The organism is Streptomyces sp. NPDC002403, assembly GCF_053593015.1.
Genome location: NZ_JBSFBQ010000003.1, coordinates 64,444 through 84,929, shown reverse-complemented (window position 1 = coordinate 84,929; position 20,486 = coordinate 64,444). Strand labels below are relative to the sequence as shown.

At 66.3% G+C, this 20,486-nt stretch carries 27 protein-coding genes; 6 read left to right on the top strand and 21 right to left on the bottom strand.

The genetic code is table 11. The features are described from left to right. Positions 1–211: 211 nt before the first annotated feature. The 4 genes from gndA (at position 212) to ACWCPY_RS04990 (ending at position 3,652) form a co-directional block, all read left to right on the top strand. Positions 212–1,651: an NADP-dependent phosphogluconate dehydrogenase gene (gene gndA / locus ACWCPY_RS05005; protein WP_451262912.1), complete on the top strand. Its 1,440-nt coding sequence runs from the start codon at positions 212–214 to the stop codon at positions 1,649–1,651. 761 nt (positions 1,652–2,412) lie between these two features. Next, positions 2,413–2,586: a CsbD family protein gene (locus ACWCPY_RS05000; protein WP_451262911.1), complete on the top strand. Its 174-nt coding sequence runs from the start codon at positions 2,413–2,415 to the stop codon at positions 2,584–2,586. A 162-nt stretch (positions 2,587–2,748) separates the two neighbouring features. Further along, entirely contained in the window at positions 2,749–3,411 is a 663-nt protein-coding gene (locus ACWCPY_RS04995; RefSeq protein WP_451262910.1) for a HemK2/MTQ2 family protein methyltransferase, read from the top strand. A 37-nt stretch (positions 3,412–3,448) separates the two neighbouring features. Beyond that, on the top strand, positions 3,449–3,652 hold the full coding sequence (locus ACWCPY_RS04990) for a CDGSH iron-sulfur domain-containing protein (protein WP_451262909.1): 204 nt from the start codon (positions 3,449–3,451) through the stop codon (positions 3,650–3,652). Here ACWCPY_RS04990 and ACWCPY_RS04985 read toward each other — a convergent pair. From ACWCPY_RS04985 to ACWCPY_RS04940, 10 genes are all read right to left on the bottom strand, one after another. Further along, positions 3,632–4,636: an iron-containing redox enzyme family protein gene (locus tag ACWCPY_RS04985; protein ID WP_451262908.1), complete on the bottom strand. Its 1,005-nt coding sequence runs from the start codon at positions 4,634–4,636 to the stop codon at positions 3,632–3,634. The two genes, ACWCPY_RS04990 and ACWCPY_RS04985, sit on opposite strands and share 21 nt — an antisense overlap. Before the next feature lie 442 nt (positions 4,637–5,078). Then, entirely contained in the window at positions 5,079–5,252 is a 174-nt protein-coding gene (locus tag ACWCPY_RS04980; protein WP_266735693.1) for a CsbD family protein, read from the bottom strand. A 16-nt stretch (positions 5,253–5,268) separates the two neighbouring features. Next, entirely contained in the window at positions 5,269–5,676 is a 408-nt protein-coding gene (locus tag ACWCPY_RS04975; protein ID WP_403774528.1) for a gas vesicle protein K, read from the bottom strand. Beyond that, positions 5,666–5,914 carry a gas vesicle protein gene (locus ACWCPY_RS04970; protein ID WP_451262906.1) on the bottom strand — a complete coding sequence of 83 codons (249 nt, stop codon included), beginning with the start codon at positions 5,912–5,914 and terminating at the stop codon, positions 5,666–5,668. The genes ACWCPY_RS04975 and ACWCPY_RS04970 overlap by 11 nt, the downstream gene beginning before the upstream one ends. Continuing rightward, positions 5,911–6,726, bottom strand: coding sequence for a GvpL/GvpF family gas vesicle protein (locus ACWCPY_RS04965; protein ID WP_451262905.1), 816 nt, complete (start codon positions 6,724–6,726; stop codon positions 5,911–5,913). The genes ACWCPY_RS04970 and ACWCPY_RS04965 overlap by 4 nt, the downstream gene beginning before the upstream one ends. Next, positions 6,723–7,175: a gas vesicle protein gene (locus tag ACWCPY_RS04960; RefSeq protein ID WP_451262904.1), complete on the bottom strand. Its 453-nt coding sequence runs from the start codon at positions 7,173–7,175 to the stop codon at positions 6,723–6,725. Before ACWCPY_RS04960 ends, ACWCPY_RS04965 begins: the two co-directional genes overlap by 4 nt. A gap of 81 nt (positions 7,176–7,256) precedes the next feature. Beyond that, positions 7,257–7,508, bottom strand: coding sequence for a gas vesicle protein GvpG (locus ACWCPY_RS04955; RefSeq protein ID WP_403774516.1), 252 nt, complete (start codon positions 7,506–7,508; stop codon positions 7,257–7,259). A gap of 9 nt (positions 7,509–7,517) precedes the next feature. After that, on the bottom strand, positions 7,518–8,231 hold the full coding sequence (locus tag ACWCPY_RS04950; RefSeq protein ID WP_451262903.1) for a GvpL/GvpF family gas vesicle protein: 714 nt from the start codon (positions 8,229–8,231) through the stop codon (positions 7,518–7,520). Between the two features lie 3 nt (positions 8,232–8,234). Beyond that, positions 8,235–8,699: a gas vesicle structural protein GvpA gene (locus ACWCPY_RS04945; protein ID WP_451262902.1), complete on the bottom strand. Its 465-nt coding sequence runs from the start codon at positions 8,697–8,699 to the stop codon at positions 8,235–8,237. 61 nt (positions 8,700–8,760) lie between these two features. Continuing rightward, the gene (locus ACWCPY_RS04940; protein WP_451262901.1) at positions 8,761–9,168 is read right to left on the bottom strand and encodes a gas vesicle protein GvpO; all 408 of its coding nucleotides are present in this window, start codon (positions 9,166–9,168) and stop codon (positions 8,761–8,763) included. Positions 9,169–9,374: 206 nt separating this feature from the next. Between ACWCPY_RS04940 and ACWCPY_RS04935 the strand changes: the two genes are divergently transcribed. Together ACWCPY_RS04935 and ACWCPY_RS04930 are read left to right on the top strand one after the other, a co-directional pair. Further along, positions 9,375–9,566, top strand: a complete 192-nt coding sequence (locus ACWCPY_RS04935) for a hypothetical protein (RefSeq protein WP_451262899.1) — start codon at positions 9,375–9,377, stop codon at positions 9,564–9,566. A gap of 398 nt (positions 9,567–9,964) precedes the next feature. Continuing rightward, complete coding sequence (locus ACWCPY_RS04930) at positions 9,965–10,252, top strand: FAD-dependent oxidoreductase (protein WP_451262898.1); 288 nt, start codon at positions 9,965–9,967, stop codon at positions 10,250–10,252. Between the two features lie 421 nt (positions 10,253–10,673). Here ACWCPY_RS04930 and ACWCPY_RS04925 read toward each other — a convergent pair whose 3' ends face one another. The 11 genes from ACWCPY_RS04925 to ACWCPY_RS04875 form a co-directional block, all read right to left on the bottom strand. Continuing rightward, positions 10,674–11,804 (bottom strand): SRPBCC family protein, encoded by a 1,131-nt coding sequence (locus ACWCPY_RS04925; RefSeq protein WP_451262897.1) that lies wholly within the window; start codon positions 11,802–11,804, stop codon positions 10,674–10,676. 6 nt (positions 11,805–11,810) lie between these two features. Beyond that, positions 11,811–12,680, bottom strand: coding sequence for a histone protein (locus tag ACWCPY_RS04920; protein ID WP_451262896.1), 870 nt, complete (start codon positions 12,678–12,680; stop codon positions 11,811–11,813). Between the two features lie 884 nt (positions 12,681–13,564). Further along, on the bottom strand, positions 13,565–14,011 hold the full coding sequence (locus ACWCPY_RS04915) for an SRPBCC family protein (RefSeq protein ID WP_451262895.1): 447 nt from the start codon (positions 14,009–14,011) through the stop codon (positions 13,565–13,567). A 112-nt stretch (positions 14,012–14,123) separates the two neighbouring features. Beyond that, positions 14,124–14,279 carry a DUF6131 family protein gene (locus ACWCPY_RS04910; protein WP_391745480.1) on the bottom strand — a complete coding sequence of 52 codons (156 nt, stop codon included), beginning with the start codon at positions 14,277–14,279 and terminating at the stop codon, positions 14,124–14,126. A 665-nt stretch (positions 14,280–14,944) separates the two neighbouring features. Continuing rightward, positions 14,945–15,541, bottom strand: coding sequence for an alkaline shock response membrane anchor protein AmaP (gene amaP, locus ACWCPY_RS04905; RefSeq protein ID WP_451262894.1), 597 nt, complete (start codon positions 15,539–15,541; stop codon positions 14,945–14,947). A gap of 8 nt (positions 15,542–15,549) precedes the next feature. Continuing rightward, positions 15,550–16,230 carry a DUF6286 domain-containing protein gene (locus tag ACWCPY_RS04900; RefSeq protein WP_451262893.1) on the bottom strand — a complete coding sequence of 227 codons (681 nt, stop codon included), beginning with the start codon at positions 16,228–16,230 and terminating at the stop codon, positions 15,550–15,552. Continuing rightward, positions 16,227–16,445 (bottom strand): hypothetical protein, encoded by a 219-nt coding sequence (locus ACWCPY_RS04895; protein ID WP_451262892.1) that lies wholly within the window; start codon positions 16,443–16,445, stop codon positions 16,227–16,229. The genes ACWCPY_RS04900 and ACWCPY_RS04895 overlap by 4 nt, the downstream gene beginning before the upstream one ends. 248 nt (positions 16,446–16,693) lie before the next feature. Then, positions 16,694–16,924 carry a hypothetical protein gene (locus ACWCPY_RS04890; RefSeq protein ID WP_266692790.1) on the bottom strand — a complete coding sequence of 77 codons (231 nt, stop codon included), beginning with the start codon at positions 16,922–16,924 and terminating at the stop codon, positions 16,694–16,696. A gap of 38 nt (positions 16,925–16,962) precedes the next feature. After that, entirely contained in the window at positions 16,963–17,391 is a 429-nt protein-coding gene (locus ACWCPY_RS04885; protein ID WP_385327609.1) for an Asp23/Gls24 family envelope stress response protein, read from the bottom strand. A gap of 1,529 nt (positions 17,392–18,920) precedes the next feature. Further along, positions 18,921–19,118 (bottom strand): hypothetical protein, encoded by a 198-nt coding sequence (locus ACWCPY_RS04880; RefSeq protein ID WP_451262891.1) that lies wholly within the window; start codon positions 19,116–19,118, stop codon positions 18,921–18,923. A gap of 438 nt (positions 19,119–19,556) precedes the next feature. Beyond that, complete coding sequence (locus ACWCPY_RS04875) at positions 19,557–20,408, bottom strand: LysR family transcriptional regulator (protein WP_451262890.1); 852 nt, start codon at positions 20,406–20,408, stop codon at positions 19,557–19,559. Between the last annotated feature and the right edge of the window lie 78 nt (positions 20,409–20,486).

Below are 20,486 nucleotides of genomic sequence, written 5' to 3'. Positions count from 1 at the left end.
GTACCCAGGAATGCCGTGCCTTCGGGGCGCGCTCCGCACGGACCAAACGGTCGTACCACAGAGTGCGGACGACCATCCGGGGATCATTTGCGACACCATGACAGCCTCCCGGTCCGCGATCGTCTGTACCTCGTAAGCTCAGCAGCCCGTTCCATCATGGTGGTCGGCCGAACTGCCGAGGACCACGAAACCGGAAGCAGGCAGAGCCGCAATGAGCAGCACAGCGCAGATCGGTGTCACGGGACTTGCCGTCATGGGGCGCAACCTGGCCCGGAATTTCGCACGCAACGGATACACCGTTGCTGTACACAACCGCACGGCGGCCCGCACCCACGAACTCGTCGAACAGTTCGGCAATGAGGGCGATTTCATCGCGACCGAGAGTGCCGAGGAATTCGTGGCAGCCCTGGAAAGGCCACGACGTCTGATCATCATGGTGAAGGCCGGAGAGGCCACGGACGCAGTGATCGCGGAGTTCACGCCTCTCTTGGAGCCCGGTGATGTCATCATCGACGGAGGCAACGCGCACTTCGCAGACACGCGCCGCCGAGAGCGCCAGTTGCGCGAGCAGGGCATCCACTTCGTCGGCACCGGCGTCTCCGGCGGCGAAGAAGGTGCACTCAACGGACCGAGCATCATGCCAGGCGGCAGCAGAAAATCTTATGAATCGCTTGGGCCGATGCTGGAAAAGATCTCAGCGAAGGCCAAGGACGGCGCCCCGTGTGTCACGCATATCGGTCCTGACGGCGCCGGACACTTCGTAAAGATGACGCACAACGGCATCGAGTACGCGGACATGCAGCTCATCGGCGAGGCCTACCAGTTGCTTCGCGACGTGGCCGGATACTCCCCCGCGCAGATCGCGGACATCTTCCGCGTCTGGAACACCGGGCGCTTGGACTCGTACCTCATCGAGATCACAGCAGAAGTGCTCTCACATGTCGATGCGGCGACCGGCAAGCCCTTCGTGGATGTTGTGCTCGACCAGGCGGAGCAGAAGGGCACCGGCCGTTGGACCGTGCAGGTCGCCCTCGATCTGGGTGTCCCTGTCTCCGGCATCGCCGAGGCCGTCTTCGCCCGCTCCGTCTCGGGCCACGCCGCCCTCCGTGATGCCTCACGCCACCTCGCAGGACCGACCGCCCGCAAGCTCGGCGAGGACAAGGCGGCGGCATTCGCCGACCAGGTCGAGCAGGCACTGTATGCCTCGAAGATCGTCGCCTATACCCAGGGCTTCCACGAGATCGCGGCCGGCAGCGAGCAATACGATTGGGACATCGACCTCGGGAAGGTCGCCGCGATCTGGCGCGGCGGATGCATCATCCGGGCCGCGTTCCTCGACAGGATCACCAGCGCCTACGAAGCCCAGCCTCGGATGGCAAGCCTCCTCTCCGACAAGAGCTTCGCAGAGGAAATCGCCGCCGCACAGAACGACTGGCGCACCGTGATCGCCACCGCCACTGCCCAGGGCGTCCCCACCCCCGCCTTCGCCGCCACCCTCGCCTACTACGACTCCCTGCGCGCCGAGCGCCTCCCCGCCGCCCTCACTCAAGGCCAGCGCGACTACTTCGGCGCACACACCTACCACCGCATCGATCGCGACGGCGTCTTCCACACCCTCTGGGGCGGTGACAAGACCGAGGTCGAAAGCTGACCGACACCCGGAAAGCTGATGACGGGGCGGTGAGCGGGGGCGCGTTCGGCACCCGTGACGAAGACCGACGCATGCAGTCGTTCATGGGCAGGTCCTTTGAAGCGACGCGATCCCGCGACGCCCTCCTCTCGCTGCCGACTGGGGCATCCCCGCCACCGCGCAGGACGAAGGGGCGAGCAGCGAGGACCATCACGGATGTTCCTTGCCACGGTGCGTCCCCCGGGCCGCGCAGCGGGCGAGGGAGCATGCCTCGCGGCCGTACGCGGGCCTCGTGTCCGATGTGCAGATCGCGGCCCAGTTCCTTCGCTGACGGTCTCCACCTCCGTGCCAGATGCCGACGGTGGAGCCGGAGTCTGCCATGTTGCCACGGACCATTTCCGAGGTGACCTCGCTCAACTCGCGGTCGGTCCGCCGGGGTGTAGCGAGGCAGCGACGCGAGAAAGGACGAGAGCGATGACCACAGAACCTTCCCCCGAGGGTCCCGAGCCGGTCCCCAGTCGGCCGGATCCGGTGCCGCACGACCCGCAGCCGCCGTCCGAGCCAGGTCCCGGCGAACCCGAGCCCCAGCCGGACTCGGAGCCGCCCCCGGCGCCGGGTCCCGGTTCTCGCCCGGTCCCCGAGCCGCCCGACTGATCGGAGAGTGCCGCTCCCGCGGCTCTTCCCCCCAGTTGCTCGCGAGCGCGGCGCCTCACCGATTGCGACCTCGGAGTGGTAGACGGAAGGTGGGTTACGTCATCCCCACGGTGAAGGACAGAATCGTCATGGGTAAGGCAGAGGCGAAGGCCGAGCAGGTCAAGAGCAAGCTGAAGGAAACCGTCGGCGGTGCCACGGACAACAAGGACATGAAGGCTGAGGGACGCGGCGAGCAGATGGCAGGCAAGGCCCAGGAGACCGCGGCAAAGGCGGCTGAGCGGCTGAAGAAGGCCGGACGGTAGTCCCTGCGTTGTGGGTCGCGCACCCAGGGCGACCGCATCCGGGTTCATGGCCCCCGAGGCGCGGCGCCGCCTGCTGTCGGCGACCATCAGCAGCCCTTGCTCGACTGGGCGGAGAAGACCCTTCTGCCGGCCCAGCGTGATCTCTGAGAGCCGGACGCGACAGTGAAACTCCTCCAGCCTCCGGGTGTCTACACGCCACAGGAAGACACAGCCATGCTGATATCCGCTCTGCGGCGCGAGCATCTGTCACCCGGAGCGAAGGTACTCGACGTGGGTACCGGTACCGGCGCCGTGGCGATCGCTGCCGCCCGCCACGGCGCTGCCCACGTGATCGCCATCGACACGTCGGCCGCGGCGGTACTCACGACACGACTGAACGCACTGCTGTCGGGGCACGCGCGGGCCATCCGGGCCAGCCGCGGTGATCTGACGGAGCCTGCGACCGGCCTGAGGTTCGACCTCGTGCTGGCGAACCCGCCGTACGTACCATCCGCGAACGTCCGCATGCCGCGCCGCGGTATTGCTCGGGCCTGGGAGGCGGGGACCGACGGCCGGGCGGTGCTCGACCGGCTCTGCGCCAGGGGCCCCTCTCTGCTGCGCCCCGGAGGTGTGCTGCTCGCGGTCCACTCCGTGCTGAGCAGCCCGGCGATGACCCTGGCGCGGCTGGCCGAAGCCGGATTGGACGTGGCTGTGACCGACCGCCGGTCCGTTCCCTTCGGGCCTGTCCTGCGAGAACGGGCGGGCTGGCTGGAGACCCAGGGCCTGATCGAGCACGGCCAGGAGGCAGAGGAACTGGTGGTGATCCGTGCACAACGACCGCACTGAACCGGAGACCGCACCGCGGGCAGCCGCACGGCGCGTCATGCAGGAGCCGGGCGGACCCATGCTCGTGGAGGGGCCGGTCGAAGTGGTCCAGGAGGACGGCCGCATCGCACGCTCGGACCGGCCTGTCGTCGCGCTGTGCACCTGTCGGCGGAGCCTCATCTTCCCTTGGTGCGACACGAGCCACCGCGGCCGGAAGAGGCCGAACGCCCCACCGTCGGCCTCAGAGCGGCACACAGACTGAGGACTCGCCGCCCCGCCATGCGCAGAGCAACTGCTCCCCGAACCGGTCTTCCAACCATCCCGTGGCTGCGATACCGAAGGCGACGTCCGGTGCCAGGTCAGGCTCCTCCTGGAGCAGGCCGGCGACGACCTCATGCCGTACGAGCTGCTCATGCACGGCGTCGGCCTCCACATGCTCCGCGTAGAAGTGGACGGCCGCGGGCCCGGCCCCGGCCCGCTTCAATGCCTGAGCGAGGCGCCGCGCCCCCGGTGGCGATGTGGTCTCCACCGAGGCGAAGTGACCGACCAACGCACCACGGTGTGACCGGTGGAGTCCAAAGAGTGACATGAGGTTGACGGTCGCGAGCATCTGGCGTGAGCCGGCGTCGAGGTAGCGCCCGTACGAGGTGTCCAGGTCGAGGTCCGCCATCAGATCGGCGAACAGCTTCGAGTGGACCTGTTCCGCCCGTCCAGCTCCGAATTCGTCGTACTCCACAGCGGCCATTCCCGCCTTGGCCCTGCCTGTCAGGCGCGGGATCACCCACACGTGCGGATCGGCCTCCTTGAGGTGGTAAAGCGAGCGGTGGGCGGCGTACTCGCGCAGATGCCACAGCTCGCCCTCGTCCCGCAGGAAGTACGACACGCCGTCGGCGTCCGCCGGCTCCAGGACGAGTTCGTCCAGCGCGCTGCCGACATCCTCGGCCACCGGCACGTCAGCGCGCAAAGCCGCCATGAACTCCCGCTCCAGCGCGGCACGTACCCTGAGCAGTTCCGGATCCCACTCCCAGGCGCCGTCCACATCGTCGAAGCCGCGGTAGTGCAACTCGTAGCAGAGGTACAGCGCGAGTTGGAGGTCGTCGTCGTACGGGTCAGTACCCGCTACCAGATGTACGTCGGGCAGGCTGCGCCGACCCGGTTCCCGGCCGAGCGCCTCGATCAGAGCGGCAGACACCTCGCCTCGGGTTTCCGGGAGCCTCACGGTGCTTCCCTTCCTTGGCATGTCCATCGCTTGCGACGGGTCTTCCGGTTTCGCGTTCCACCTCGTTCACACCGGAATCAGGATCGCTCACAAGCAGGATTTCCGCATCGAGTAGAGGTCGGAGAACTTCGCCAGGGCTTCGGACTCGGAGCAGACGGGTACGGCGACTCCGCGACTCCGACCGGTCAGTGCATTCCCATAACCGCCGGGGTACGACGACAAAAGAATGGCCCGTGGTTGATGGTTACGGAGACGTTCGCCGGGCGCATTCGTTTGAGCAGCCCACTGTGTGTCACCCGGTACATACATGATGTGAGCGCAGACAAATGCCCTCCTCAGCGTCTCGCACTACGAGGGCGCACTGCCCCGTCGCCGGTTGCGTCGATTGCAACGAATCGGCACTTGCTCCACCGAACGCCGGCCCGCCTTTTCGGAGTGTGGCAGCGGGTCGGTGCGGCGTGTCTTTCTTTCAGTGCCTGAAGGTGTCCTTGCCCTTCTCGACGACCTGCTTCACCTTGCCCTTCACCTTTTGGGCCCTCCCCTTTCCCTCCAATCTTTCGTTACCCACGGCCCGCCCGACCGATTCCTTTGTTTTCCCCTCCGCGATTTCGCCAATGTTCTTTGACTTCTTTCCGATACCCATTTCGTTCTCCCTGACGTCATTCGGGTGGTGGCAGCAGAGTTCCGAGAGGTCCGAGATCCAAGTTGAGATCTTGCATGGAAAGGTCGTACCGAGAGCAGAGTTCAATCATACGACTGTGCAGGATCATCAAAGTTGCGCCGAGGCGCTCCTCCTGTTCCTCGGTGAGGTCTCCTGCGTCGACCCGCTGAAGGGCCTGCCGTTCCATGAGCTGCCGTAGCAGCTCGACGAGTGTGAGTACGAGTTTGATCAGGTCCCGTTCCACCGTGTCCGGGGCGGTAGTGATCCGATGGGCCGGCCTTCGCGCCTCCGCACCGCCCCGGGGCAGGATGTCCTGCGGCACTGCGGGCAGCATGCGGAAGGCGCGGTCGGCGGCATCGGCGATCTCGTCAAGGCGACTTCCGGGCAGACGCTCCTCACCTGACATCGTCGTCTCCCCTGGGTGCTGAGATGGGATGCCACGGGGAAGGATTCTGTTCGCTGATGGAGACGATCAGCGCGCGCAGCGATATGCGGACGAGGTCGATATCGGCGATGGAGAGCACGACGTCACCGGTGAGCACCACGCCTCCGCTGAGCAACCGGTCCAGCAGGTCGATCAGTGCGATCTGCCGTTGCGGCAGCGGCTCCTCCGGCGCGGTCCCCGGCCTGCCCGCCGCCCTCACGACGTGGCCCTCTTCAACGGTTCGGTTTCGGCGAGGGTGGCGAAGGAGTACGGGGCCCACGGCCCGGTGACTTCGACGCGTACCCCGGGTAGTCCTTCTGCGGCCTGCATGACATCAGCACGGAAATCCTCGGCCTGTTGCAGCGGCACAAGGTAGGCATCGTTGATGACGTTCTCCCCCGGCCCGCGGGCGAGTTCGCCTTGCTGCGGCCGGTGCTGGACGCGATCAACCGCATGAGCACGGGCGGCGGCCTCGACCCGCTCGGCCGCCTGTTCGGCGCCCCGATAGGCGTCTTCGCGGGCGTGTCGCTGTGCTCTGCGCTCGCTGAGGTAGGCCCGCCCGGGGCTCAGACCCGCATCAGCGGGTGGGCCTGCCGGCCTCTCGGCCTCAGTGGCTGCTTCGACATAGATCTTGACGCCCCACTCCACCTGCGCCGCCAGGTCGCTCAGTCTGCCGGCAAACGCCTCATGGCGAGCCCGGAGCATGAGTCGCACCCGCTCGTCGTCGAGGTATACCGTCGCCAGACGCAGTGGCAGGACGGCGGTGCGGGCGGCCAAGGCCTCAATCACCCGGTGATGGGCGCGGGCCACTGACTCCAGCCAGTCCAATTCCTCAAGATGCGCTCGCAGCGCGGCTTCTTGGAAGTCCCGCTCGGGTACCGGGCTCACGGCGACCACCACATCGTCGCTGTCTTCTACGCGCACTAGATGCACCGGCGCCTCCGCCACTCCGGGGAGCCCGGAGAGAGCTTCGTCCAGCGATCCGTCGGCGTCCCGTGCTATGGCGTACACGTAGGAGATCGTGGCGGTCATGGCTCGTCCCGCCTCTCGCTGCGGGGGCTGGGATCTGCTCGTTTGGTGCGTGAGGTGCGCGAGGTGCGCCGGGGAGCCGCAGGGCGGTCCTCCTCGTCCCTGACCCGTGGCAACTCACGGTCCTCGCGCAGCGCCGTGATTTCTGCCCGCAGCCGTTTGTTCTCCTCGGCGAGTGAGCGGCCGTCGTTGGCGCGTGACGACAGTGAGGGATCGTGCTCCCACCAGTCAATGCCCATTTCCTTCGCTTTGTCCACCGAAGCGATCAGCAGGCGCAACTTGATGGTAAGGAGTTCGATGTCCAGGAGGTTGATCTGGATATCGCCTGCGATGACGATGCCTTTGTCCAGGACACGCTCCAGGATGTCGGCGAGATTGGCCGAGGAGCCCTGGCCGTACGGGGCGGACCTGGACGGGAGGTCGCCCAGCCTCCTGGCGACGGGTTCGGTCACGGCCCCTGCACCTCAATTCCCTGGTGTCCCGTTGCTTCGACGGGAGCGCGTGGCAATGCGCCCGTTCCACCGGCTGCGCGATCAGGTATCGACGCCCTGGACATGGGCCCTGATCTCGTCCAGCCGGTCCAGCAACTCGTCCTCGCGCCGGTCGAAGGCTTCCTCGTCGATTTCTCCCGCCACGAGCGCTCGCTCAAGTGCGGCGAGTTCCCGTTCGACGGGGGCTGGGTCGTAGTACTCGTTCTCCGCGGCCTCGACGACGCGCTCCATGACCCAGGCCACGCCACGCACCGGCGCCAGCGGAAGAGTCGCGAGTTGAGTCAGCAGTCCCATGAGGACTCCTCAGACGAAGCTGTAGGCGGGCAGCGGGCCGACCAGTCGCAGGTCGAAGTCCTCGCCCAGTTCCTTGGCGATATCCTGTTCCGCACCGAGGAAGGTCTTCTCGTGGTCCCGCTCCACAAGGAAGGACACATTCAAGAAGTCGTTCCCGGTCGGCTTCGACGAGCGTTCTTCCCGCGCGAGTCCGCGCAACGCGTCGAGGACTGTGACGGCGAGCCGATCCTGCCGCGCCTGCACCTCTTGGGAGACGAGCTCCCCGAGGGCGAGCGGCAGTTCCGGGCTGCCGCGTCCGCTTCTGATCTCCTCGTTGAGCTCACGCGCCTCATCGGACTCCCGAAGGATTTGGCGCAACAGCGCATCCTCGTCCTGGGCGGCCTTCAGGTGGTACTCCACGCAGCCCTCCAGCGCCCGCAAGCGTTCGCTGAAGTTGTCCGTACCGTCCTCCAGGACCGCTCGAACAGCTTCGTCGTCCACGGTGGTGAAGCCGAACTGCAGTGGCAAAACGGTGCCGTCGGCCATCAGCTGTTCCTGGACGGCCTGGTGCGCGCCGAGGTCTCGGCGTTTGGGACGCAGCTCCTCGGGCGCGTCGCTGACGACCGCGGACAGCGTTTCGGTGCGCACTGTGCGGAGGGTCGCCGGCGGGTCCCCCACCCCGTGGAGGCCGTCCAAGCGCTGCGGATGGGTGGCCAGGACAATGGAATACACGTATACGGCCATGGTTCACTCCTCGCGGCGTCGGGCGGCAGGCCGACGCCGCGGCCGCTCCCGCCTCTCCTCGGGTTCCTTGCGCCTCTTTTCTGACTGCTCGGCCTCCTCGTCGTCATGCCCTCCCTTCAGGGCGTCGGTCAGCACGTCAGCAGCCCCGCTCAGCGCACCCTTCGCCTTGCCATGCGCTCCGCCCTCGGTCACCTCACCGACCAGGTCGGTCAGCTGAGACGGAGCCTTGCGGCCCTCTTCGAGGTCGAGGCGGTTACAGGCCTCCGCGAAGCGCAGGTAGGTATCCACGCTCGCCACGACGATGCGGGCATCGATCTTGAGGATCTCGATGCCCACCAAGGACACGCGTACAAAGACATCGATCACCAGGCCGCGGTCCAGAATCAACTCGAGGATGTCGTAAAGGTTCCCCGATCCTCCTCCGCCGGCCCTGGAAACGGTTCCTCCGCCCTGCGGCACCATAGTCATGGTGCCTCCTTTCGGCAGCTCACACGTGGCTCCGGACGAGGCCGCCAGTGGTATTCCGGCCCTAGCCACGCGGGTCGATCTGGGCTCGGGTGTAGCGGCGGGTGCGCTCGTACGCCAGCAGTTCACCTTCCTCGTCCAGCGTCACCCGGTAACTCGCCATCACGCTGGTGGTGCCGGGGATACGCTCCAGCTCCATGACTTCCACGTCCGCCTGCCAGCCGCCCTCCGTCGGCTTCACCGCCGAGACGGACTCGGGTGCTCGCCCCAGAAGCTCCTGGAGCTGCTCAGCCGCATACTTCATTGCTCGCGGGGCCGAAACCCGACGGGCCACACGCTTCGTTTCGTTCGTGCGGCTGCCGGCCCCTGCGGCGCCGGCTTTCCTGGCGGTCTTCTTGACGGTCTTCTTGACGGGCTTCTTGCTGGACGGACGCCGGACGCGCCCTGTCTCGTCCTCTTCGCCTACGGCCATGTTCCCGCTCCGGAATCGGAGACGACATGATGCCCACGTCACCTTCACAAGACGCCGTTCCATGATATACGGCCTGGGCTGGCCGCATCTCGGAGCTCGCACATTGCTTCAGCGCCGGACGCACCCTCCTGGCCGCGTGCCCCAGCCTCCCCACTGGCTGCATAGCGTCATTGCTGCCGCATAAGAAACGCCGTACGTGAGGGGTGGTGGCACGCTATCCGCCGAGGAAGGGACCGCTTTCACTGAGGCCCTGGGCGCTGGTGACGAATGCAAAAGGCGACCAGCGTAACGCGCGTTTTGCAATTGATGAAACGCCGGAGTTCGCTCTCGTTGACCTTTTCTCCGACGATCCGGCACTGAAGAACAGTTCACGGCAGGCGCATGTGCCCATTCTCTGAGCAGTTGCCCTTGCGGTGTACAGGGGTCACCGTAATAAATGAGGATATGTGCCAGATCGGAGACACCGTGATCATCCTCGGAATCATTTTGCTTCTCGCCGGGTTCGTGACCGGAATCTCCACACCGTGGACCATCGGGATAGTTCTCGCAGCTATCGGGGTTGCCATGTGGATCTTGGGGTCGCTGGGGCACGCGGTCGCTGGTCGAAGCACTACTGGTAGCCCGGCAGAGTCTCGCCACTCAGAGACTTGCAGCAGGAGCTTTTCTGCGCTGGAGGTGCCTTCGGCGACCAGTTCGGAGGCACCTCTTCGGCACCAGCACCCTGCCTCAGTCTCGTGGCTGCAGAACACCGGACTGTTGACGCGGCGTACTGGATCGCCACCACGCCGCGTACCGGTTGTCCGCCCCCAGCACCGATCTGACCACAGACGTCGCAGTCATCGGCGGCAGCATCGCCGGCCTCTGCACCTCATGGGAACTGGTCCGGGCAGGTGTGGACGTTGTTGTCCTGGAGGCGGTCCGGATCGCCGCAGGCGTGCCCGGATACACCACCGCCGAACTGGCGGCTGCGCATGGCTTGGTGTACGCGCGGTTGGAAGCGAAGCACGGCGCCCGCAGCGCCGACTGTACGCACTATGACAACAGGACCCGCTCCACCGGACGGCCGCGCTCTGTGCCGAACTGAACATCGACGCCGCCCTGGAGCACTGACCTGCCTACACCTACACACGGGATCCGCAGCACATCGATGCGGTCAGGGACAAGGCAGACGCCACACGGCAGGCAGGGCTCGACCCGCCCTTCGTGACGGACACGGAGCTGCCCTTCGAGGTGGCCGGAGCAGTATGCGTGGCGGGAGCAATTGCATTCCTATCCGCGGAAGTTCCTGGCGCGCCTCTTCCGGAGCAGAGCCGCACCTTTGGCCCCGGACGGAACCACGGACGTCAACGGCCGTCCGCGCCGCATCCTCGCCGGTGTCCGCTAACGGCATCAGGCTGTGCACGAACTCCTTTCTCAGGGAGGCCTGAACTGCGGCCCGACAAGATTGGTGGCCTGCGGCCCCGAAACGGGTAGGCCCCTGTCTGAAGGCGTCGCCAGTCACGGCGTCACCGCCGTCGTCCTCGTCCCCGAGAGGGGGTTGCGTCCTCCTCTTCCTCTTCTTCGCCTTCTTCTCCTTCTTCTTCGTCCTCGTCCTCGTCCTCGTCCTCGTCCTCGTCCTCGTCCTCGTAGTCTTCGTCGTCAGGCTCCTCCTCGTCCTCGTCCTCGTAGTCTTCGTCCTCGGGCTCCTCCTCGTCCTCGGGCTCGTCCTCGTCCTCGGGCTCGTCCTCGTCCTCGTAGTCTTCGTCCTCGGGCTCGTAGTCCTCGGAACCCTCGTCCTCGGCCTCCTCGCCTTGTGCGTCCTCCTGCTCGGCTGCCTCCTCTTCTTCCATGGCGTCTTCGTGGGACACAACGACTTCACCGTCCCGGATTTCACCGCGCCAGCCCTCGGGCTCTTCCTGGGCGAGGGAGACGTATCGCTGAAAGTGCTTGAAGTCGAGTCGCATGCGACGCCCTTGGGCGCGCCACAGGTTGCCCGTCTTCTCGAAGAACCCGGACGGGTAGTACTCCACGACCAGGACGATTCGAGTCAGGCTGGGTGCCAGCTCATGGAAGCTGACCGCACCACGGGTGGTTCCCTTGGCTCCCTCGGATGTCCAAACGATGCGGTCGTCGGGAATCTGTTCCTGGACAGTCGCTTTGAAGCTGCGCGAGGAAGGGCCGACTTTGACCTTCCAGTCACTGGACATCTCATCGCTCTTCGAGACGTCGCGAACGCCCTTCGCGAAGCTACTGAACTGGTCGTACTGCGTCCAGTGGTCGTACGCGACACGCAAGGGCACTCCCACATCGAGAACCTCGATGATGTTCATGACCTTGCCGCCGCTCGACTTGCGTTTCCCCTTTCCGCCGCCGAACGCCTCCTTGACCTTCCCCACGACTTTGTCCTTGACGCCCTTGGCTTTCTCTCCGACGAATGCCTTCAGCGGGGAGTCGCCCTGGAGAATGCGGGAGCCGATCGCGGGAAGCGATCCGCTCTCGGCCACATCGGTGAGCTGCCCAGTGACGTCGGTCAGTTTTTCGCCCGCCTTCTCGGCGAGCCTCTCCACCTGTGCGCTGAGGAAGTTGGACGCCTCTTCGCGAAGCCGATCCACACCCGACTTTTCTGCTGCGGCCTGGTCTGTTTCCGTCCTGGTCATGACTGACTACCTCCGACGATCGGCGCGCTTGGACGCTGCTCGCTTCGACGACGTCGTCTTCCGGGCGGCGGACTTCTTGGCCGGAGCGGTCTTCTTTGCAGCCGTCTTCTTTGGCGGGGCCGTCTTCCGGGCGGCGGACTTCTTGGCCGGAGCAGTCTTCTTCGCAGCCGTCTTCTTCGCCGGGGCCGTCTTCCGGGCGGCGGACTTCTTGGCCGGAGCAGCCTTCTTCGCAGCCGTCTTCTTCGCCGGGGCCGTCTTCCGGGCGGCAGACTTCTTGCCTGTCCGTGGCTTCTCTCCACGAGCGGGAGCGGCCTTCTCGTGCGCCGCGCCTCCTCTGGGCTGGGCTGATTGACGAGAACTGCGGCGCTGCTTCGACTGCCTCGCTTCCGGCTCTTCCTCTTCCTCCTCGTATTCCTCTTCTGGCTGCTCCTCCTCATCCTGGCCCTCTTCGTACTCGGCCTCCGGCTCTTCCTCTTCCGGTTCCTCCTCTTCCTCGTACTCCGCGCCTCCCTCTTCCAGCTCGTACTCCTCCTCGTCCCCCTCCTCCTCCCCCTCATCCTGCTTCTCACCGAGCCGGGCCGTACGGTCGCTGATGGCGTCGGCCAGCGAACTCATGCCCCGGTCGGCGGCGGCAGCCACTGCCTTACGGCCTGCGTCGAAGACTTCCCCTTTCAGCTGCTCCTGCAGCTCGGCGAACTGGGGAATCTCTCCTAGTCTGCGCATCCCTTCGGCGGCGAGCTGTCGGGGTTCCAGGCCGAATCGTCTTCCCGCCAGGTACGTTGCAATGGTCAGGGCAAGCCGGCCCTTTTTCGTCCGGCCCAGCACGTAGCCGCCCACTACTGCGGCCGCGAGGGTCACCTTGGCTGTGTCATCCATGAGTGCGTCACCTTCGATCGTTCGGTGCGGGGCCGACCTGGCTGGTCGAGTAGCCTTTCCTCTTCCCGAGTCGTACAGTTCGTGCTCGGCAGTGTCGCTGAGCTTCCGCCGCCCCGATCAGACCGCGGAATACCGCTGACCGGTGCGACAGAGAGCGTGAGCAGTCCCGTGATCAATCCCATGGCCGGACTCCGGCGGCCTCAACGTGACTGCCTGCAGCGGCGACGAAGTTGCAACAAGGCACCAGCCCACAATACGTAGCTTGACGTGTTCGCGGCGCGCGTTTCCAAATCGCTCCGCCGCGTTTGGGAAGTCGTGGCTTTCGTCGTAGGGCTGTCGTTCTTCTGCCATGCATTCAAGTCTGATCGGTATCGGGCGCCTCGCACCTTGAGCAAAAGCTAGAGGCGCATCAGCCGGGGTGGGCGGCTGCTGTGGGGATCGATGATTTGGGGGTGCATCGGACGACGGCACAGGCTCATCCTCCATCTGCCGTGCGACCACGGTTTCCTGGCCACACGTAACGCTTCCGACCACGACCGTCCAATCCTCTTCCGCCGCGCCTTCGGCGTTCCCTGCCCTGTGACCAGGACGTGGGGGTGGCGGCCCACCAGCCGTGCACCAAGTCCACAGGCATTCGGTCCACTTCCGCTATGCGGCCGGCCCCGGGCGGCACGGCTCGAAGAGGCCAACGGCCTTGCTGCGACAGCATTTCCCCAGGGACATTGACCCGTCCCACAATCCTGAACAGCTGGAGGCGGTGTCCTCCGGACTCAACTGCCGACCACGAAAGACGCTCGCCTGGGCAACCCCAGCCGAGCGTCTCGCTGAGCTACTGGACCCATTCAACTGACCGGTAGTTGGGGCTGGTCCTCTCGGCCCGTCAATCACCCCGTGTCCTGAGGCATTCCTTCGACGACTTCCGCAAGTCGCCGCAACATGCTGCGGTGCCGGATCTGCGCGAGGGCGTCGACAACTGTGTTGTGGAGACTCCCTCCCAGGCCGCGCAGCGGATGCTCGTCGAGAATGACGAGGGTCTTCTCGCCCCACGGCCGGATGTCGAAAGCGATCCGTGCCGTACCCAACGGTCCCCCGTCCACTTCGAGTTCCAGTGCGCGCGGGGCGTCGAGACGACGGACCGTCGTGTGTCCGTGGAACTCCTTCGGCCCGACACGCGCCGTGTATTTGATCGACGATCCGACTTCCGGCCAATGCCCTTTGCCCGGGGCGGAGTCCGAGGTCCCCACCACCCAGTCCGCGTAGCGGCTCTCGTCCTCCAGAACCGCCCAGAGCACGGACGGATCCCGGGCGATGAGCTGATGACGTACAGCCATGTGTGCTCCCCTCCGGGACGCTGAACAGCACGCGGCGTCCGAGTACGCCCGGATCAAAGCCGCCGTTGGACATCACAGTGGCCGCGTGCACGAGGAACCGGAGCAAGCGGCACTACCAGTAGTGCCGTCGACCGCCCACTGCATGCCCGACGGCACCCAGGATCCAAAGAACGATGCCGATCGCGACGAGCACGATACCGATGGTCCACAGAATCGATATGCCGGCCAACAGACCGATGACCAGCAGAATGACGCCGAGGATGATCATGGCGTCCTCCGTTCTCCCAGGTCTTTTTAGTATGCGCCTCACACGTATGCACCGCGATGCAGACCGCGCGAGGAGCTCGTCCACCAGTCCAGGAAAAGGGATGTGCCACGAGAACAGGCACACCCGGTGCTTCCGTATGGCCGTCATCATCGTCCGAGCCCTCGTCGCCAGCGACGCCACGACGCGACTCATTCAGCTTCCGAAAATCATCCTGAAAGCGCGATTCAATTCGAGAGGTATGGCCTCGTCCGCACGAAGCTCTATGGCAGCATCTCGCGTAACGGGACCCGCTCCAAGACCGTACTGACCGACATTTCGACCCCATGAAGACCGCCGTGCCCAGGCACCGTGAAGGTGCGTTCGAGCCGAAGACCGCGCCAGCTGCAGAAGCCTCTGCCGAACGGTCGAGGCCCGCGGTCCATCCTCAACAAAGGCCGCACCGAAGCGCGCACTGAACGGCATCGACATCACCCTCGAAGACAGGCCGTCTCTCAGCAGCCCACCAGATACCTCAACAACGTGAGTGGCACAGATCGTTCGCCACCCCCGCAGGAGAGCCTCCTGCCGACGGAGGTATCGCAATCCACACCGGACCAGAAGGCCTCACTCGTTCAAGATCACCACATCCGTGCCATAACCCTCACCAACTCCCGTGGACAGAACACCTAGGCAACGCGGCGGGCGCGGTGGCGGCCTTCCCGGAGCCTGACCTCCGACGGGAGGCGGTCCAGGCCTGCCGAGTCCCGTGCGTGTGCGAGCGTTTCCCCGCTCAGTTGCTCCAGAGTCCGCACCGGTTCTGCGTGAGGCTTGAGCAACAGCCTTACTCGTGCGGCCGGAGCAGCACGCCGACCTGTCAGCCGCACATGGGCCTGCGAGATCCCATCCAGCACCTGCGCCTCTTCCTCGATTGCGTCCTCCAGCGCACGTCCATTGAGTCGGGCCGCCGCGTCACCTTCGCTCTCGATGAGGACCTGGCCCAGCCGGTGTCTGTGCAACTGCGCCAGAAGCCACCAAAGCAGCAGCGCGAGAAGCACGACGAGAACCGCGATGACGGCCGGCCACCACCAGTCCTCCTCCCGCCACCGGGCGCGTCCCCAGGTGCCCAGCACGACATCCTCCGGGCCTCGGAAGGGCCACCAGCCTGGCATGTAGAACCCCCAGTGGCTCTGCAGATCCAGCCCACCGAGCAGCACGCCGCCGCCCAGGGCGAACAGTCCAAGGCCGAGCAGTCCCAGCAACACCCGGTTCACTGCCTTGAGCATGGGACACCTCACCCCTTCTTCGGGCGCCGGACGCGCACATCCAGCGTGGGCGTCCGGGCGAGACCCAGGTTCGTCACGGCTTCGTTCAGCGCGGCATCCAGATCCGCGTGGACCTCGTTGAGATCGCGGAAATGTGCCTGTGCCCGGGCTTTGACTTTCCGGCGGCCGAAATCGACCCGTGCCGATTGCACACCGGACACCCGTACGGCCCGGTCGCGCAGATTCAGTGCGGCTGCGTGGCGGTCGAGCCCGGCGTGGACCTCCCTTGTTCCGGCGCTTCCGGTGGGCTGCCGCATGGGTAGTACTCTGCGCAGTCCCGGCGTCACCGCCAGCAGGAAAAGCCACAGTCCAAGGGCCATCGCCACCGCGGCCCCGACAGTCATCCAGATGTCGTGCAGCGGTCGCGTGGCCAGTTCCTCGGCGAGCCGCCGTCGCCAGCTCATCCCGGGCCGGCCTGCACGCACCGAGACCACGTCGTACAGGAGCAGCCCAATGCCTGCGACGGACAGCAACGCCACGATGGCTGCGGGAATCCGTCGCGCGGACCAGAAGCGGCGCGCCGACCGGCCCGATCCGTGGACCGCTGCTGTCGCGCCGCCGGTGGGGGTACCTGCGGATGAAGTTGCGTGTCCCGTACCGGAGGGAACTTCGCCATCGCCGGTCGGCTGCCGTCTGGTGTTCGCGCTCATCTCACTCTCTCCCGGTCTCCATGCCGCGAGTGCACCGAGTGCAACTTCTCGACCGACACCGTGAGTTCGGAGACATCCATGCCGGCCCATGTCCTGAGCTGCTCGATGACCTCGCGACGCACCGCAGCGCACTGAGCCCCGATGTCGGACGGATAGCCCAGCTCAACGGCGATACGCATCCGTACTTCGCCGAGCATGTCCGGTTCGCCGAGCATGTCCGGAGGGCCATGGCTGGTATCGCCGACTCGTCCTGCGGCGTGCTCGTTCCGCTCCGGTGCCCGCCGCACAGATGTCGTCACGCGTGGTGTCCGGCGGCCGGGCGGTACACGGCGGGCCGAATCGGTGAACCGGCTCAGCGCCTCGCGGGCCACGTGGGAAGCGATCTTCGCGACGACATGGTCGGAGACCGTGGTCGCACCCCGCTCTCTGCGAGGTATGCCCGGACGACGATCGACATCACTGGTCACTGCCGCCAGTCTCCCTGAGCCTGTCGTCGGCTGTCGCGCACTCGCTGGTGGTCATCATGGCGCCGGCGGATGAAGTCACCCGGCTCGAGATCACCTTCCATCAAGCGCCCGGCGACAAGTCCGACGGCACCCAGTACCAGCACCAGCAGAAAGGCCCAGAAGCCACCGAAGTAACCGGCGAAGCCCAGTGCCATTCCGGCAATCAAGCCGACCACAGCCTTGCTCATCACGCGCTCCTTCACTCAAGCGGGCTGCTCCCCCTTGGCTACTGGACCCGCTGCTGCTCCTCTTCGTCCTCCTCGTCGGGCAGCTTCACATCGCTGACCGCGATGTTGACTTCCACGACTTCCAGGCCCGCCATCCGCTCCACTGCGGAGATCACGTTCTCGCGCACGTCACTGGCCACGTCCGTGATGGAGACGCCGTAGTCGACGACGATCTCCAGATCGATGGCCGCCTGCACCTCTCCCACCTCGACACTGACCCCGCGCGTGACGGACTTGCCGCTACCTGCGCCGGGCATCCGCTCCCGCATGGATCCCATCGAGCGTGCGAATCCGCTACCCAGGGCATGGACGCCGGGCACATCGCGGGCCGCCATTCCGGCGATCTTCTCTACCACCACATCGGCAATGGTCGTCCGACCGCGAGAGCCGGGCGCACGGCCGTGCTTTCCGCCGGTGTTCTCAGTCATCGGGCTATTCCTCCCTGAAGGAGATCACCAAGGCACTCTTTGACAGGATTATATTCGTTTTAGCGGTATCTATCAGGGTGTGAGCCATGAGACGGAGTGGTTCAACGAGTGGTACGAGGTGCCCCTGCCCAGAGCTCCTGCGGAATCGGGGCGCAATGCGGGAGGAAGAGAGCCGCGGCCATGGAAGCGGGTGAGAGTCCGGTGAAAACTGAGGCATGGATGCAGGCAGTACGGCGCCATCTCGACCTGGGTCGGCTGCTTCCTCTCGGCGGGCCTGACGACGGAACGTGGATCACCGAGCAAGCAGCCGTCCGGGCCCTTGGGCGCACGGCCGCCGAGATTCCCGGCGTTCGGCTGGAAAGCCTGCGCATCGGGCCGGCATCGCTCGGCCCCGTGTCCGAGCCGTCCGTCCGTCCGCCGTCCAGCGCGCTGCCGCCTGGCCCGCTCAGGATCGAGGCCGCATTCACCGCATTCGTGGGGGAGCCACTTCCCCGCACCACGGAGCAGTTGAGGAGTGCATTGCTCAACGTGGCCACTGAAAAGCTCGGCCTTGCCACTGAGTCAGTCGATCTGCGCGTCACGGATCTCCACGAGGGCCCGGAGAGAGGCGTCAGGCCACAGACCGCAGAGAACGCCATGGGGCCCCCTCCGGAGGCCGCAGCGGCGCGAAGCTCGCTCCCAACGACCGGAACGGGACCCATGCGGGGCCCCATCGGGGAGCTGGCCGATGTCGCAGCGGCTGTTCCGGGCGTGTCCCACCTCACCGCCGTACTGGGAAGCCGCCCGGTCAAAGTGGAGCAACATGACCATCCACCAGGCCGGCACATCGAAGTCCAGCTTGCAGTCGCACCCGGGTACCATCCGCTGGAAGTAGCCCGCGCCGTCCGGGCAGCGGTAGCCGACGCAGCCACCACTGACACCTCGGGCCCGGTAACCGCCGCCGTCCTCATCGCAGAAACTGCGGCCTGACGAGCTCGTGCATGGCTGACGGTGGCGTGTCGAGGCCCGCGGATTCGCTGCTGAGTTCACATGTGCGGATTGCTTCCCAGGATGGCGTTCTGTTGGCGGGAGAGGAGTCCGGCAACGGCTTGGACGATGTCACTCATGTGCTCGCGGCGCCCGTGGTGTCGGGCGAGAGCCCGCCAGTTCTTCAGGTGCCCAATACCGTGCTCGACCCGGATACGCCGCGAGGAGTGGGCCTTGCGCCGGCGTTCATGCATTTCTTCGTACCACTCGGGCGGGTTCCTCTTGCACTTGCGATGCGGTGGCGTGACCACGCGCCCGCCGGTCTGGGCGCCGAGGCCCTGGTAGCCGCATCGGCCAGGCTGGGGCTCAGATGTCGCGGGTCTCAGAACGTGCAGGCAGCGACGATGCTGGGCAACACTCCGCTCGGCGGCCTCGCTCAGGTTGTGCCAGAGATGCCATCTGTCCGCGACCTGGACCGCCTGCGGCGCTCCGGCGGCGGCGCCCTCGGCGAAGAACGGTGCTCGGTCCCGGCAGACCACCTCGGCGCCTGGCCGCTGGGCGAGTCAGGCCGCCGGACCGGATGCCTCTCGGTCCGGGAGGAGATCAATGGGACGGCTGGTTTCGACGTCCACCAGGACAGCGCCGTAGTGGCGGCCCTTGCGGGTTGCGTACTCGTCGACACCGCCCACCCGCGGCGTCGGCACGTCCGGCTCGGGAAGCGCGTTGACCAGGCGCCAGACCGTGCTCCGGCTCACGGACACGCCGAGGACGGCGGCCGGCCAGGGCGAGACCGAGTGCGGCCAGGGTCGAGCGCAGTCGTTCCGTGCGCTGACCGTACCGGCGGGTCAGGCCGGATATCTGCTCCACGAAGGTCCGGCGCGGGCACATGGTGTTCCGGCAGCGGAACCGCCGGCCGCGAAGTTGCAGCACAGCCCTTCGCCCGGCGCTCGGCACGTCGGCGGGAAAACGCAGGTAGGAACTATGAACGCGGGTCGATCAGGCCCCACACTCCGGGCAGGCTCCTTCAGATGGAGCACGATCTCTTCCACGGCCCCGAACTGTCAGCCCAACTGCCTTGACCACAGCCCTTTTTCGGGCAACTTCGAGTCCCGTCTGCAGACAGTCAGCCGTCACTCAGAGCGGTCGCTGCACGGAAGCTGAGCCAGAACCCGAGCTGCGGCAGCATAGGTTGCCGGCGCTCAGCGACGGTACGCGGCTGTCGCGATCTCGATGAATGTTCGGATCAACGGGTTGGTGTCGCCTTCGTTCCACACCGCTACCACTCGGCTCGGCGTCATATCGGTCAGCGGAACCACGGCCAGCTCCGCGGGCAGGTCGTGTCCGAGTGGCGCCAGGCCGACCGTGCCGTTCCACAGCACGGCCTGCAGGCATTCCTGGACCGCGCGCACCACGGGGCCCTCACGCGGCCTGCCGCCGTTCCAGTACGACTGCCAGATGGGGTCGGTGCCCTGCGGAAACTGGAACCAGCGGCGGTCGCTCAGCTCAGCCAGCCGCAGCCGTTCGCAGCGGGCCAGCGGATCGTCGACGCGCAGGACCACGCCGACCGGATCGGTCCTCAGCGCACGCACCGTCAAGGTGGTCTCGTCGAACGGCGCCCGGGTGAGGGCGACGTCGACCAGTCCGGCGCGCAGCCCGCACGTCGGGTCGGTCAGATCGGTGTCGCGGATGCGGATGTCGATGCCGGGGTGGCGTCGTCGGTAGGCGGCGGCCAGCCTGGATACTCCCGGGTCGGTGCCGTCGCCCAGGATGCCGACGGTGAGGGTCGCGACGTCGGCCGCCGCGCTCACGCGTACACGGACGCGGTCGGCATGGTCGAGCAGGGCCCGCGCCTCGTCGAGCAGCACCGCGCCCACCTCGGTGAGCGTGACGCCTGTGGGCGAGCGGGCGAACAGCAGGGCCCCGATGTCGGCCTCCAACTGCTTGATCGCCCGGCTCAGCGGCGGCTGACTCATGTGCAGTCGGGTGGCGGCCCTGCCGAAGTGGAGTTCCTCGGCGACCGCCACGAAGTAGCGCAAGGTCCTCAGCTCCACGCTGCAACGATACCCACGAGGTATCGCCACCGCAGGATGGGTCTTGGACACCGGCGGGGCCTCGGCGGTGCACTGGTG

Coding starts and splice junctions, on each gene's coding strand:
- ACWCPY_RS04925 (WP_451262897.1), bottom strand. CDS start 11,804: ATGACCAGGACGGAAACAGACCAGGCCGCAGCAGAAAAGTCGGGTGTG.
- ACWCPY_RS04915 (WP_451262895.1), bottom strand. CDS start 14,011: ATGGCTGTACGTCATCAGCTCATCGCCCGGGATCCGTCCGTGCTCTGG.
- ACWCPY_RS04955 (WP_403774516.1), bottom strand. CDS start 7,508: ATGGGACTGCTGACTCAACTCGCGACTCTTCCGCTGGCGCCGGTGCGT.
- amaP (WP_451262894.1), bottom strand. CDS start 15,541: ATGCTCAAGGCAGTGAACCGGGTGTTGCTGGGACTGCTCGGCCTTGGA.
- ACWCPY_RS04980 (WP_266735693.1), bottom strand. CDS start 5,252: ATGGGTATCGGAAAGAAGTCAAAGAACATTGGCGAAATCGCGGAGGGG.
- ACWCPY_RS04920 (WP_451262896.1), bottom strand. CDS start 12,680: ATGGATGACACAGCCAAGGTGACCCTCGCGGCCGCAGTAGTGGGCGGC.
- ACWCPY_RS04895 (WP_451262892.1), bottom strand. CDS start 16,445: ATGCTCGGCGAACCGGACATGCTCGGCGAAGTACGGATGCGTATCGCC.
- ACWCPY_RS04910 (WP_391745480.1), bottom strand. CDS start 14,279: ATGATCATCCTCGGCGTCATTCTGCTGGTCATCGGTCTGTTGGCCGGC.
- ACWCPY_RS04900 (WP_451262893.1), bottom strand. CDS start 16,230: ATGAGCGCGAACACCAGACGGCAGCCGACCGGCGATGGCGAAGTTCCC.
- ACWCPY_RS04965 (WP_451262905.1), bottom strand. CDS start 6,726: ATGACCGCCACGATCTCCTACGTGTACGCCATAGCACGGGACGCCGAC.
- ACWCPY_RS04940 (WP_451262901.1), bottom strand. CDS start 9,168: ATGGCCGTAGGCGAAGAGGACGAGACAGGGCGCGTCCGGCGTCCGTCC.
- ACWCPY_RS04890 (WP_266692790.1), bottom strand. CDS start 16,924: ATGAGCAAGGCTGTGGTCGGCTTGATTGCCGGAATGGCACTGGGCTTC.
- ACWCPY_RS04885 (WP_385327609.1), bottom strand. CDS start 17,391: ATGACTGAGAACACCGGCGGAAAGCACGGCCGTGCGCCCGGCTCTCGC.
- ACWCPY_RS04985 (WP_451262908.1), bottom strand. CDS start 4,636: ATGGACATGCCAAGGAAGGGAAGCACCGTGAGGCTCCCGGAAACCCGA.
- ACWCPY_RS05000 (WP_451262911.1), top strand. CDS start 2,413: ATGGGTAAGGCAGAGGCGAAGGCCGAGCAGGTCAAGAGCAAGCTGAAG.
- ACWCPY_RS04950 (WP_451262903.1), bottom strand. CDS start 8,231: ATGGCCGTATACGTGTATTCCATTGTCCTGGCCACCCATCCGCAGCGC.
- ACWCPY_RS04990 (WP_451262909.1), top strand. CDS start 3,449: ATGCAGGAGCCGGGCGGACCCATGCTCGTGGAGGGGCCGGTCGAAGTG.
- ACWCPY_RS04975 (WP_403774528.1), bottom strand. CDS start 5,676: ATGTCAGGTGAGGAGCGTCTGCCCGGAAGTCGCCTTGACGAGATCGCC.
- ACWCPY_RS04945 (WP_451262902.1), bottom strand. CDS start 8,699: ATGACTATGGTGCCGCAGGGCGGAGGAACCGTTTCCAGGGCCGGCGGA.
- gndA (WP_451262912.1), top strand. CDS start 212: ATGAGCAGCACAGCGCAGATCGGTGTCACGGGACTTGCCGTCATGGGG.